Raw genomic sequence first — 12611 nt, 5'->3', positions numbered from 1 at the left:
AAAAATACCTAATAATTAGGTATTTTTTTATTATATCATACAAATTGTAATTGTTGGTCACTATCTATTTTTATAGTTTCATCTAATATACATATTAAATTTTCACATACTATTTTATCATTTGTACAATTTATATTTTTCATTTGATTTATTATATTATCTCTAAAATTCTCATATTCTTTTACCGTAAAATTAGATACATCATCTATATTACCTAGTATATTAATAATATTTCTATCTTCTATTTTACCTTTTTTACACTTATATAGAAGTTATACATATCACTAATTAGTCTTTTTTGAGTTTTAATAAATTCTTCTTCTTTTTTATCATTAAACATTGTATTAACTAGTAATAGCCTATCTTCTATTAATGCCGGTATTAATAAAAGATTTTTTATACTTTGATGATTGTTTTTATCTTTTACATAATAAGCTATTTCTTTTACTATTTCTTTATTTGTGTTTTTATATATGTTTATTAAATCCTTATGACCTCTTTTAGCATCATATGGAAGTATATATCTATTAGCCAGTAATGATATAATAGTACCTATTATTATATACATTACTCTGTGTAGTACTAATATATCTGGGCTAGATGAAATTGCTGCTGACCCTAATGATGATACTGTGACACATATTATTAAGTATTTATAATTAGTTAGATATGAATTCATATATCCTGCTAAAATTAAAATTATCCCTCTTATCGATTCATCTTTTATTATTGTAAATAATACAAAGAATAAGGCTGAACCAATTAAAGTCGCTTCTACTCTCTGTGCCGATTTTGTTAAACAGTTCTCTGAATATGTTTGAGTCAATGAGAATACAGTAAACATTATCCATCTTCCATCTTGCAATTTAAAGTAATCCATTATAAAACCTGATATAGCTGTCAAAAGTCCTATCTTAAGAGCATAAGAAAATCTTAAAGATTCAGTATTAAAATTTCTCTTATGTATTGAAATTGATTTAAAATGTTTTGGTATTTCTAATTTTTTATTACTATCAGCTTTTATTTTATTAACTTTATATTGTTTTATATTATCATATATATTTTCTTTCAAATTATATACTTCATACAAATACATATCATCTGAAATTTTTGTATCTTTAATATTATCTAGGTTTTTTATTTGATTTAAATCAGTATCATTTTTTAATGCATTTTTTATATCATTTAGTTCGTTATTTATTATCTTTAATCTTTTAATTTTATTCTCTGTTAGGTTGTCTAAGGGATTGTATCTATCAAGTATTAAACTTATCCTCTCTAAAGAAAATAAAATATTTAATAAATTAATACCTTTTTCTGTAACATAAAAGTCTTCTTTTCTATTATCATAAATTATTCTTTTTAACTCTTTTGATAACTCTTCTATTTTTTATCACAATTATTAGTATTTTTATTTTCTTGTAATAATTTTATTTTATATTTTAATTCATCGCATATTAATGAAACATTTTTCTCCCCTAGTTTTTGTAGCTTATTCTTATTTAAAATTAGTTGAACAAGTATTACAAAAGCTGCGCCAAATACTAAAGACATAAATCTCATTGGTAGCTGTTCTAGATTAATCGGTGTGCTCACCATAAATAAATATTGAAGACCAAATGGAACATACATAGGTTTTCTTAATTCATAATTAAAAAAGTAACCCACCATGAATAATGCTAAAAAATTACATATTAGCCCAATCCAAATATTTTGAGATGCAAAAAAAGCTAATGAGCCTAATATTAAATTTATCGATAATATTTTGAAAAAATTACTTAATAAGGTTGATGTCAAATCTCTTTCTAAAAACATCAATGTTGCAGTTATTACCGTAACACCTATAAGTGTATTTTCTTCTCCAAATACTGTTTTAAACATTACTATAAAACTTAAAATAAAAATAAATAAAAAGGTCTTTGATACTACTACCTTTTTGGTCATTAAATCACTCCTTTTTTCAATTGTTTGTAATATTAATATTATCATAATTAGAAATTAAATAAAAATTTGGTAATATACGATATATAATTTATTTTTATGATTTTTTATACTTTTTTATATGGATATTCTCGAACATTATAGACTATAATATTTGTATATTTTTGATGTGCACATATTTTATTACTTTATCTTATATTTTTAAATTTTAATAAATAAAAATGATGTAAGTATAAATAAACAATTTTGTATACTTATACTTACATCATTTTATTTTACTTACTCTAAATTAAAAAGTTTTATTGCATTAGTAGTTTTAACTTTACGTTCTAATGATTCATTAAACTCTTCTTTTACTACTTGTGTATAAATAAGGTCTATCATAAAAATCTGAGCTAATTTAGATGATATAGAACCTGTCTCTAAAACGGTTTCTCCTGATATATAACCTAAGTTAACATCTGATATATCCTTTAACTTCGACTCTTTGTTTTCAGTTATAGATATAATATTTACTTTATTGGTCTTAGCTAATTTTACTGTTTTTATAATTTCCTCTGTTTCTCCTGAATGAGATATAGCTACTACTAAATCTCCTTCTTCCATTATAGATGCCATCATTATCATCGTATGGCTACTATCAAAACATGTACAGTTTAAACCAATTCTCATAAATTTATAGTTTGAATCCTGAGCAATTATACCAGAATAACCAATTCCTATAAAATATATTCTTCTTGCATTTATTATTAACTGAGAACATTTCTGTACATCCTCACTGTTTATTATTTCTACAGTATTTGCTAAAATATTAATATTAGAATTTAATAATTTTCTTGCAGTATCAATAGCAGATTCATCATTTTCTATATTGCTGTTTATTATATTTTTTTTATAGCTATTTGATGAAATTTCTTGTGCCAATGTAACTTTAAAGTCTTGTAAACTACTAAAACCCATTTTTCTTGCAAATCTTGTTATTGTGGATTCTCCAATATTGCTTTCTTTAGCAATTTGAGAAATCGGTTTATAAGCTACTTCTGATAAATTTTCTTTTATATAATTTATAAGTAATTTATCTGACTTTGTAGCCTTAAAATCTGGTACATCTAATTGTTCTAAAATATTCATATAAACCCTTCTAACTTAATACACTTTTTGTAAATAATTATACAATGCTCCTAACATTCCTGCATCATTTTGCATCTTTGCAAATTCAATTTTAGTATTATTATAAACAGTTGGTATTAATGTATTTTTAAGTTCTTTCTCTATCTTAGGCTTTAAAAATTCTTCCTGTGCCATTATTCCTCCACCTAATATTATAACTTGTGGATTTATTAAATAGGCAATATTTGCTATTCCTATTGATAATGATTTTATCATATTATTAATTTCATTTAAACAATCTTCATCATTATTTTTTGCTAAATCAAATATTATTTTTCCATTTATATCTTTTTCATCTATAGATTTTACTTTTGCTACTCTTTTTACTAAACTTGTTGTTGATGCTAAATCTTGGAATGTTTCTCCGTTTATATTCATATATCCAATTTCGCCAGCGCTATTGCTGAACCCATGAATTAATTTATTATCTAAAATTACGCATCCACCTATACCAGTTCCAATAGTCATGCAAATGGATGATTTACTATCTTTTCCAGCTCCTATCCACATTTCCCCTAAACCTGCACAATTTACATCGTTTTCAACTTCACATCTTATGCTAAATTCACGCTCTATTTCCTTTTTAATTTCCATACCTGTGTAGTTTGGTATTAAATGTTCTAAAGCATAAGATATTTTTCCTGCTTCATGGTCTACCATGCCAGCTGTTGATATACATATTCCACTTATATTATTATCACTTATATATTTTTTTACTATTGTCTTCATTTTCTCAAGTATTCCAAATCCACCTTTTTCAAGTGCTTCAGTATCCATACTTGACTTATCTATTATTATTCCATCTTCCAGTGCTAACCCATATTTTATAGAAGTTCCACCTACATCTATGCAAACGAATTTTTTCATAGTCAATCTCCATGCCTAATTATTTTATAATACTTTACTTATATTTTCTAATTGTTCAATATAATTTCTCTCTACATCCAAGTTTATAGTATCTTCCAAATCTAAATCTTTTTTTGTAATTTGATATTTATATATATTCTTACTTAAATCTTTTCCAAGTATATTTAATCCAATCTGAGAATAATGAACATCATCTATCACTAAATCTTCATCATGGAAAATCATAGCTCTCTTACTTCCAAGTGATAAAACCTCACATTCTTTACATGCAGCCTCTTGAGCCGCTGCTATCCTTCTTGTTCTAATAAAGTAATCTTTGTGACCTAGCCAATAACCTGTCAAACTTACAAACATCTTATCTATATTACATTCATCTTTTAATCTATTTGCTATAGATTTTAGATTCTCTTTATAGTATAATGCATCGCTACCATATTTTGCATCACTTTCTCCCTGAATCCATATAACGTATTTATTTTCTATTTCATACTTTTCACTTATTCTTTTATATCCTTCATTAAATTTTATTATAGCTTCATTTAAAAATTGATTTGCATCATGATTCCAATTTTTTATTCTTGATCCATCTTTAGCTTCATGTATAAAGCAAACTTTATTTCCCGTCATACTATTCCAATTATTTGAAAATGCAGGGGCTATAGTTCCATCACCTTCAGAACTTTCTAAAATACATCTCATATTTATAATTTCTCCGCTTTTTAAGTATTCAAAGCAGTTTTCATTTGGTACTTCACTGTCTTTTGGATTACCTACTCCCCTTGCATTACTTTGACCAATTAGTAAAAATACATCTATTTTTTCCATTCTGTCTCCCCCTTAATTTACATAGGTTTTGGTTGCTTTTATACTAAATCAGGGAGAGTAGAAAACTACTCTCCCTTTTTATATATTTTATAGGTACATTTTAACTATCTCACTATTACCTTGAATATAGCTTTCTTTATATTTTCTTTATCATTAACTTTTATAGCTGTCATATGGCCATCTTCTGGATAGCAAACTAAGAAATCACCTGTTCTAAGTTCAACATAACTATTAGGTTCTCCTTCAAGAGGAAGAAAATCTCCTTCTTCTTGATAAGGCTTTTGTTCTAAATTTTCTATAAAATTTAAGTCTATTCTTTCGCATCCATCAAGCATTAGATGAACATCTATATATTTTTTATGAGCCTCCCAAAATCTATCTTCTTTTTCGCAAGTCTCATATCCAACTATATTTACGAAAATGTCATCTCCATCTATAACGTGGCTTCCTTTTTCGTAATCTAATAATACATTTTCTTTAGCATAATCTAAACATCTAAGTAAATCTTTATCTAAGTTAGCATACGTTTTCTCATGCTTTATATTTCCAAATATCATGTTTAGTTCCTCCTACTTAATATTATCCTTCAAAATATATAGTTGCTTCATTATTAGCTTCTTCTTTTTTATTAGATACTTTCAATTGAATAAAACTTGCTATTTGACCAACTACTACTGATGTAGTTATTGTTACTAGCGAATATGCCCAAGAAGTAACTTCTGGAACATTATATTTTAAGTAAACAACTAATATAGCTGAAACTGTAAATCCTACATAAGCTCCAAATCTAGTTGCTTTTTTACAGAATGCTCCAAGTATGAATATTCCTGCTAAAACTCCAAGTACTAATCCCATGAAACTATTAAACCATTCGTAAGCTGATTTTATTTCTCCATTTGCAAGCACTATAGCAACACCAATAGCCACTATACCTACACCTAAAGATATATATTTAGCTATTTGAGTTTGTTTTTCAAAACTCATATCTTTACTTATCATAGTTTGAATATCTAATGTCCAGCTTGTTGCAACTGAATTAAGCCCAGTTGATAATGTAGATTGACTAGCTGCATATATTGCTGCAAGTAATATTCCTGTTACCCCTACTGGTAATTGGTATGCAATGTATGATGCAAATATTTGGTCTTGTTGAGCTGTTTGAGCTAACTCTGGATTTTGTCCATAGAATACAAATAAACAAGTTCCTATTAAATAAAATACTGTTGCAAGTACTATTGATAATATACCATTTCCATAAGTCATTTTCTTTAGTTCTTTTAAATCTGTAGTTGTTGTAAATCTTTGCACTATATCTTGACTTGATACATATGAAGATAATGTATTAAGTCCAGCACCAACTAATATTATAAATACACTTGATTTTAATATATTTGGATCAAATAAAGTTTCACCTTCAGCTAAGAATTTTCCACCTTCAGAAAGAGATGACATTACTGTTCCAAATCCTCCATCTATTTTAGTTATTAAATAGAACAGAGTACAAGTAACACCTACTATTAAAACCATACCTTGTATAAAATCTGTCCATAAAACTGATTTCAAACCACCTGTATATGAATATATTATTGCTATTACACCCATTACAATTATTAATGCATTAACTGAAATTCCTGTAAGGTCTGCTAAAACTACTGATGGTAAATACATTATAATAGACATACGTCCTATTTGATAGATTATAAACATTAAAGCACCGATTACTCTAAGTCCTTTACTATCATATCTTATTTCTAAGTATTGATAAGCTGTATCCAAATCTAATCTACTATATAATGGTAAGAAGAATTTGATTGTTAAAGGTACTGCTATAAATATACCAAGTTGTGCAAACCATAATATCCAAGTTCCACCATATGAATTACCTGCTAGTGATAAAAATGATATTGGACTTAAAAGTGTTGCAAATATTGATACTGATGTTACCCACCAAGGTATAGTCCCATCACCTTTAAAGAACTCTTTTCCTTTCATATCTTTCTTTGAAAATAAAAGTCCTGCAAATAATACCGCTAATAAATAAACTACTAATATACCAAAGTCAATCATTGTAAAACCTTGCATAGCTTTCATAGCTTATAACTCCCCTCTTATTTTTTGGTCTAAAGAGAAGTATTTTTAATACTTCTCTTTTATTTTAGGTTAATATTTTATAATTTTAATAAAGCTTCTTCATTTTGAAAGTATTTCTTATGCATTTCTTTAGCTCTTGCTCTCATTTCGTCAGTTGCTTCTTTCATAGGTTGTCTACAGAATCCTGCTTCTACACCTTCTTCTTCAAGTATTGCTTTTATTGTTTGATATAATCCATTTCCTAATATATCAGTTATTAAGTCATTAGTAACATGTTGTATTTCTAAAGCTTCTGCTATTTTCCCTTCTTGAGCTAATTCAAATATTTGTCTAGCTCTTAAACCATTTACGTTAAATGTTGAACCTATAGCGCCATCTACTCCAAGTACAGTAGCTGGTAACATCATTTCATCAAATCCAGCAAATATTAATTTATCTGGGAATCTTTTTCTCATTCTTTCTAATAAGTAGAAATCTGCTGCTGTAAACTTAACACCTATTATCTTTTCATTTTCAAATAGTTCAGCAAATTGATCTAAACTCATATTTACACCAGTTAAGAATGGTATAGAATATATTATCATTTTGTTATCCACAGAATTTATTATTGTTTCATAGTAATGCTTTATTTCTGCAAAATCAAATTTATAGTAGAAAGGTGTAACCGCACTTAGTGAATCATATCCTAAATCAGTAGCAAATTTAGCAAGCTCAACAGCTTCTTTTAAGTTAACAGAACCAACTTGTGCTATTAATTTTATTTGATCTTTAGCTTCATCTTTAGCTATTTCAAATATTCTTTTCTTTTCATCAGTCGATAACATAAAGTTTTCACCTGTAGATCCACCTACATAAAGTCCATCAACTTTGCATACATCAATGTTATGTCTTACTATTTGTCTTAAGCCTTTTTCATTTATATTTCCATCCTTATCGAATGATACTAGTAATGCTGAGTAAATTCCTTTCATATCTGTTCCTCCTAAAATTTATATATATTTTTTTATTAAACTAGTTTAAGTTATTACTTATTTTATAATGTTTTATAACGCTTTTACAAATTTTTCTGTTATAAGTTGAGGTCTAGTGATTGCAGAGCCTACAACTGCTGAATGTACACCTTTACTAAAAGCATCTTTTAAATCTTTAGGTGTATTTACCTTTCCTTCTGCTATAACTGGTATTGGTAAGTCTTTTACTAATTTCTTCATTAATTCTAAGTCAGGTCCATCAGTTTTTTTTAGTGTATGGAGTGTACCCTGACAACGTTGTTGAAACACAGTCTGCTCCACATTTATATGCATTTATACCTTCTTCATAATTTGATATATCTGCCATAACTAATACATCTTTTGATTTTATATAATCTATTAATTCCTTTAAGCTTTCATCATTAGGTCTTTTTCTATTAGTAGCATCTAATGCTATCATTTCACACCCTGTAGTTAAAAGTTCATCTATTTCTTTTTTAGTTGGTGTTATAAAGATTTCTGAATCTTCATAATTTCTTTTTATAATACCTACTACTGGCAGTGAGGTTACTTTTTTTATTTCTATAATATCCTCAACACCTTGAGCGCGAATTGCAACTGCACCACCCTCCATTGCAGCTTTTGCCATTCTTCCCATTATAAAGGGGCTATGTAATGGCTCGTCTTCTAATGCTTGGCAAGATACTATTAGCTTGCCTTTTATTATATCTAACATTTATTACCCAACTCTTTCCTTTTTGAAAATATTTTTCTTTTTCTATAATTGAATAGTAACATGAAATCATTTTCCTTGCAACATATTTTCATTATTTTTTTAAAAAAATTTATTTTTCCCTATTTTTTATTTATTTATACATAAAATTTATTTATTTTTCACACTTATGAAAGTTTTTTTCAATTTTTGATTGTTATTTTCCATCTATTCTTTGGAATTTTTTTTCATTTTTTTACTATTTAATATAATATTTAATAAAAACAAAAAAATAAAAGTGCATTTATGCACTTCTATTTTTTGATTTTATGCTAGTTTTTTTTGTAGACTCCCTTTTGCCTTTTTCATTTCCTAGTATATAACTACCTAATCCCATAAATATTGCTCCTCCTATCATGTTTCCAAGAGTAACTGCTAATAAGTTATAAATTGCACCTGCTATAGTAACACTTTGTATTGATGGTGAAAATAAGGCAACTCCAAATATAGTCATATTTGCAACACTGTGTTCAAATCCACTAGTTATAAACGTAAACAAACACAAGAATACCATAATTAATTTAGCGCTATCATCGTTAGTTCTAAATGAGCATAATACAGCTACACAAACTAATATATTACAAAGAATCCCTCTAAAGAAAAGTGCCATAAATGGAGCTGATGCTTTTGCTGATGCTGTTGTTGTGAAAAACTCCATAACTGGACCTTTATCTATTAATCCTGTTCCAACAAATAATGCTGCTACTAATAATGAACCTAGCAAATTACCTACAAAGCTATATAGCCATACTTTTGATGTATCTTTAATACTTACACCTTTATTTAAAGTACCTGCTGCCATTACCATATTATTTCCGGTAAATAATTCCGTTCCAGTCATTATAACTAGGCTAAGTGCTACTGCAAATGATACACCCATCATTATTTTAGTCATAGGAGAGCTTGCTTGAGTTAACAGACCTCCTACTGTAAAAATTAATATTACACCTAACCCTACATAAAGCCCTGCAAAAGCAGCAGATACAGTATATCTAAGTTTGCTCTCTTTTAGTAAGTTGATTTTATTTCTTGCTGCATTAGTCAGTTTTTCTAATGTTTCTTTATGCATTTTTATTTTCCCCCTAAAAATGTTTTAATTTAGTATCTAACTCCGCTCCAATATACATTCTCATTAACTTTTGTGATATCCTTAAATTCAACACCTTCTAATGCCCATTTTTTAAATTCCATAAATCCTGTTCTATCAACTATATATCCTATGTGTTCTTTTCCTCCTGGAGCATTTTTGTCTATATATTTATCTACATACTTATATGTGTTAAGTATTATCTTAACTATATTATCCTCATCAGCCCATACTAAAAAATCTTCTGCAAGCCTTGGGTTCTTCTTACCAGTTCTTCCCATTATAGCTAATCTATAGTACTTTTTATTATCTCTTGTCCACGCTCCTGTTGGGCAATTAAGTACGCATTCTCCACATCCTATGCATTTATCATGATCTCTTAACACTCTATAATTTTCTGATCTTAGCGCACCTGTAGATAAAACTTTGCATTTTTTTACACAAGCACCACATGATACACATCTATCTTTTTCATAGTGCGGCAGAGTCATTCCTATTATTCCAAAATCATGTGTTCTAGCTTTTACACAGTCGTTTGGACATCCTGTCAATGCAACTTTAAAATGAAAATCATTTGGAAATATTTCTTTTTCTATTCTAGCTGCAAATTCTGTGGTATTATATTGAGCCTTTGGACAGACTTTATTTCCTATACATGCTGATATATTTCTAGTTCCTGCAGCAGGATATCCCTTATCCTTTTCACATTGATTTATATTCATTTTTTCTATAACTGGTTGAATAAGTTTATTAACTTTATCCATATCTTCCATGTCTATACCAAGTATTTCAAATCCTTGTCTAGTAGTTATATGAATTTGCCCATTTCCATATTCATTTGCAATTTTAGAAACTATCATCAAACTTTCAGGGTCTACACATCCTCCTGGTATTCTAACTCTAAGAGAAGTTTCATATTTATTTTTAGTTATTCTAAAAGCATTTTTCATTACTTTTTTAGTATTTATATCTCTTATCATATTAATTTACCTCCTAATCTATAAGATTTTTAGCATAAGAATAATCAAATACTGGTCCATCTATACATATATAAGTATCATCCATTTTACAATGTCCACATTTACCTACTCCACAACACATTTTTCTTTCGTAAGAAACCCATATATTATTTTCAACTAAATCTCTTTTTAAAAATTCTTCTACTGTAAACTTCATCATCATAGGAGGACCTACTACTATTGCACTAGTATTATTAATATCATTTATCGAAAGCTTTGGTATATACTTTGTTACTAGTCCTACATGGCCTTGATAACTTTCATCAGCCTTATCAACTGTTACAATTACCTCTAATTTTTCGCTCCATCTTTTTAAATCATCTTTAAATAAAATATCTTGAGGAGATCTAAATCCTACTATTAATTTAAAACTTTTACATTTATCTATATTATTGTAAAAATATTCAACTATACCTCTAACTGGAGCAAGGCCACTTCCTCCTGCAACAACTACTATTTCTCTATCTTCATATAGACTTACATCAAAACCATTTCCATATGGTCCTCTTATAAAGAATTTATCTCCAATTTTATAATTAAATAATTCATTAGTAACTTTACCAACACTTCTTATAGTAAAATCTACATAATCATCTCCATATCCTGATACTGATATTGGACTTTCCCCAAACTTAGGTATAGACACTTCATAAAATTTTCCCGGAAGAACATTTTCTGTGCTACACTTAACTCTATATGTCCATTCTATTTCCGTATGTTTTACTATATCTATTATCTCCGCTCCTACTGGTATATATGGATTCATATTAAATTTCCTCCTTATTAACTTCATCATTTACTTTTTCTATACAACTTGAAAATGATATATATTGTGGACATGCATCATCACATCTTCCGCATCCAACGCACATATGATTACCAAATCGCTTATTAAAGTCATAAATTTTATGCAGTGTTTTAAATCTCATTCTTTGACCATGCTTATTTCTAAATGAATGCCCTCCTGCCATATCACTATATCCATCCACTTGGCAAGAAGCCCACACCCTTCTTCGCTCACCGACATTTTCGTTTTCTTTATAAAAAATGTCTTGCATAGTAAAACACGAACATGTTGGACAGACAAAATTACATCTTCCACATGCTATACATCTTGCATCATACTCATCCCACATAGGGCTTTGTGATATTTTTTTAGGATCTAAATCTTTTGGAATTTCTACAGATATTGTGTTTTCTTTAACATAATCAACTGAAAAATCAGTATATTCTCCTTTAAAAATATCTAAATCTTTATCTTTTATATCTAGATAAACTTCATTATCTCTTAAATTTAGTGCCATAGAATAATTATCAGTCTTATTTGAGTCCATACTTACACAAAAGCAGTTTCTAAAGCTTTCCTTACATCCAACTAAAACAAATTTTACTTTTTCTCTAAGTCTCTTATAATAATAATCTTCTTCTACTCCATTTTCTAAGTAAATTTGATCTAGCCTTTTTACTGCATTTATATCGCACGCTCTTAGAAAGATAATTGTTTTTCTGTCATCTATATCGCTTTCCTTAAACTCTTTTTCTGTAAAATAAAATAAAACCTGTGTTATAGGAAGTATTATTTCCTTTGGTGAAAAGCTTGATTTTCTACTAAGTTCCATTTCTTCTATGCTGTTTACTTCTTGATATCTTACTACATCAGTATCTGAATACGTGCCTTTGTATGGCATCGATACTGGTGCAAGTATTTTGTAGTCATTGCTTAAATGTTTTAATCCTTCATTAAAGCCTTCTAAGTTTAATTTTATTTTCATGACTTAACCACCTTTCCCCTATCTTTGTTAATAAAATATTAACATTTGCTTATTTAGTTTTCTGTGATTATTATCACAATAAAAAAAATTCTCCTT

The 12611-nt window shown here is 27.9% G+C and carries 12 protein-coding genes and 1 pseudogene; all 13 read right to left on the bottom strand.

Annotated features, from left to right (window positions below):
* Window positions 1-241: 241 nt before the first annotated feature.
* The 13 genes and pseudogenes from BN899_RS03870 to asrA all read right to left on the bottom strand — a co-directional run bounded on the left by BN899_RS03870 (window position 242) and on the right by asrA (window position 12515).
* Window positions 242-1072, bottom strand: a complete 831-nt coding sequence (locus BN899_RS03870; RefSeq protein ID WP_052356570.1) for an FUSC family protein — start codon at window positions 1070-1072, stop codon at window positions 242-244.
* Between the two features lie 311 nt (window positions 1073-1383).
* Window positions 1384-1944 (bottom strand): hypothetical protein, encoded by a 561-nt coding sequence (locus BN899_RS03865; RefSeq protein ID WP_052356568.1) that lies wholly within the window; start codon window positions 1942-1944, stop codon window positions 1384-1386.
* A gap of 276 nt (window positions 1945-2220) precedes the next feature.
* Complete coding sequence (locus tag BN899_RS03860; RefSeq protein WP_042273115.1) at window positions 2221-3072, bottom strand: MurR/RpiR family transcriptional regulator; 852 nt, start codon at window positions 3070-3072, stop codon at window positions 2221-2223.
* 15 nt (window positions 3073-3087) lie between these two features.
* Complete coding sequence (locus BN899_RS03855; RefSeq protein ID WP_042273114.1) at window positions 3088-3978, bottom strand: ROK family protein; 891 nt, start codon at window positions 3976-3978, stop codon at window positions 3088-3090.
* Between the two features lie 24 nt (window positions 3979-4002).
* Window positions 4003-4803, bottom strand: coding sequence for a sialate O-acetylesterase (locus tag BN899_RS03850; protein WP_052356566.1), 801 nt, complete (start codon window positions 4801-4803; stop codon window positions 4003-4005).
* A 104-nt stretch (window positions 4804-4907) separates the two neighbouring features.
* Complete coding sequence (locus tag BN899_RS03845; RefSeq protein ID WP_042273112.1) at window positions 4908-5360, bottom strand: YhcH/YjgK/YiaL family protein; 453 nt, start codon at window positions 5358-5360, stop codon at window positions 4908-4910.
* 22 nt (window positions 5361-5382) lie between these two features.
* The gene (locus BN899_RS03840) at window positions 5383-6885 is read right to left on the bottom strand and encodes a sodium:solute symporter (protein WP_042273117.1); all 1503 of its coding nucleotides are present in this window, start codon (window positions 6883-6885) and stop codon (window positions 5383-5385) included.
* Window positions 6886-6971: 86 nt separating this feature from the next.
* Window positions 6972-7865 (bottom strand): N-acetylneuraminate lyase, encoded by an 894-nt coding sequence (locus BN899_RS03835; RefSeq protein WP_042273110.1) that lies wholly within the window; start codon window positions 7863-7865, stop codon window positions 6972-6974.
* A gap of 72 nt (window positions 7866-7937) precedes the next feature.
* Window positions 7938-8601 (bottom strand): annotated as a pseudogene (locus tag BN899_RS03830) (N-acetylmannosamine-6-phosphate 2-epimerase).
* 280 nt (window positions 8602-8881) lie between these two features.
* Window positions 8882-9706, bottom strand: coding sequence for a formate/nitrite transporter family protein (locus BN899_RS03825; protein WP_042273108.1), 825 nt, complete (start codon window positions 9704-9706; stop codon window positions 8882-8884).
* A 29-nt stretch (window positions 9707-9735) separates the two neighbouring features.
* Window positions 9736-10704, bottom strand: coding sequence for a sulfite reductase subunit C (gene asrC / locus BN899_RS03820; protein ID WP_042273106.1), 969 nt, complete (start codon window positions 10702-10704; stop codon window positions 9736-9738).
* Between the two features lie 13 nt (window positions 10705-10717).
* Window positions 10718-11509, bottom strand: coding sequence for an anaerobic sulfite reductase subunit AsrB (gene asrB, locus BN899_RS03815; RefSeq protein WP_042273105.1), 792 nt, complete (start codon window positions 11507-11509; stop codon window positions 10718-10720).
* A gap of 1 nt (window position 11510) precedes the next feature.
* Complete coding sequence (gene asrA, locus BN899_RS03810) at window positions 11511-12515, bottom strand: anaerobic sulfite reductase subunit AsrA (RefSeq protein ID WP_042273103.1); 1005 nt, start codon at window positions 12513-12515, stop codon at window positions 11511-11513.
* Window positions 12516-12611: the final 96 nt, after the last annotated feature.

This window comes from Faecalimicrobium dakarense (assembly GCF_000499525.1).
Taxonomy (GTDB): Bacteria; Bacillota; Clostridia; order Peptostreptococcales; family Peptostreptococcaceae; genus Faecalimicrobium; species Faecalimicrobium dakarense.
This window is presented reverse-complemented; position numbering and strand designations above follow the sequence as displayed.

What these genes read in the sequence shown, in the direction of transcription:
- asrB (WP_042273105.1), bottom strand. Translation starts at nt 11,509, where the DNA reads ATGAATCCATATATACCAGTAGGAGCGGAGATAATAGATATAGTAAAA.
- asrC (WP_042273106.1), bottom strand. Translation starts at nt 10,704, where the DNA reads ATGATAAGAGATATAAATACTAAAAAAGTAATGAAAAATGCTTTTAGA.
- BN899_RS03835 (WP_042273110.1), bottom strand. Translation starts at nt 7,865, where the DNA reads ATGAAAGGAATTTACTCAGCATTACTAGTATCATTCGATAAGGATGGA.
- BN899_RS03850 (WP_052356566.1), bottom strand. Translation starts at nt 4,803, where the DNA reads ATGGAAAAAATAGATGTATTTTTACTAATTGGTCAAAGTAATGCAAGG.
- BN899_RS03825 (WP_042273108.1), bottom strand. Translation starts at nt 9,706, where the DNA reads ATGCATAAAGAAACATTAGAAAAACTGACTAATGCAGCAAGAAATAAA.
- BN899_RS03840 (WP_042273117.1), bottom strand. Translation starts at nt 6,885, where the DNA reads ATGCAAGGTTTTACAATGATTGACTTTGGTATATTAGTAGTTTATTTA.
- BN899_RS03865 (WP_052356568.1), bottom strand. Translation starts at nt 1,944, where the DNA reads ATGACCAAAAAGGTAGTAGTATCAAAGACCTTTTTATTTATTTTTATT.
- BN899_RS03855 (WP_042273114.1), bottom strand. Translation starts at nt 3,978, where the DNA reads ATGAAAAAATTCGTTTGCATAGATGTAGGTGGAACTTCTATAAAATAT.
- BN899_RS03845 (WP_042273112.1), bottom strand. Translation starts at nt 5,360, where the DNA reads ATGATATTTGGAAATATAAAGCATGAGAAAACGTATGCTAACTTAGAT.
- BN899_RS03860 (WP_042273115.1), bottom strand. Translation starts at nt 3,072, where the DNA reads ATGAATATTTTAGAACAATTAGATGTACCAGATTTTAAGGCTACAAAG.
- asrA (WP_042273103.1), bottom strand. Translation starts at nt 12,515, where the DNA reads ATGAAAATAAAATTAAACTTAGAAGGCTTTAATGAAGGATTAAAACAT.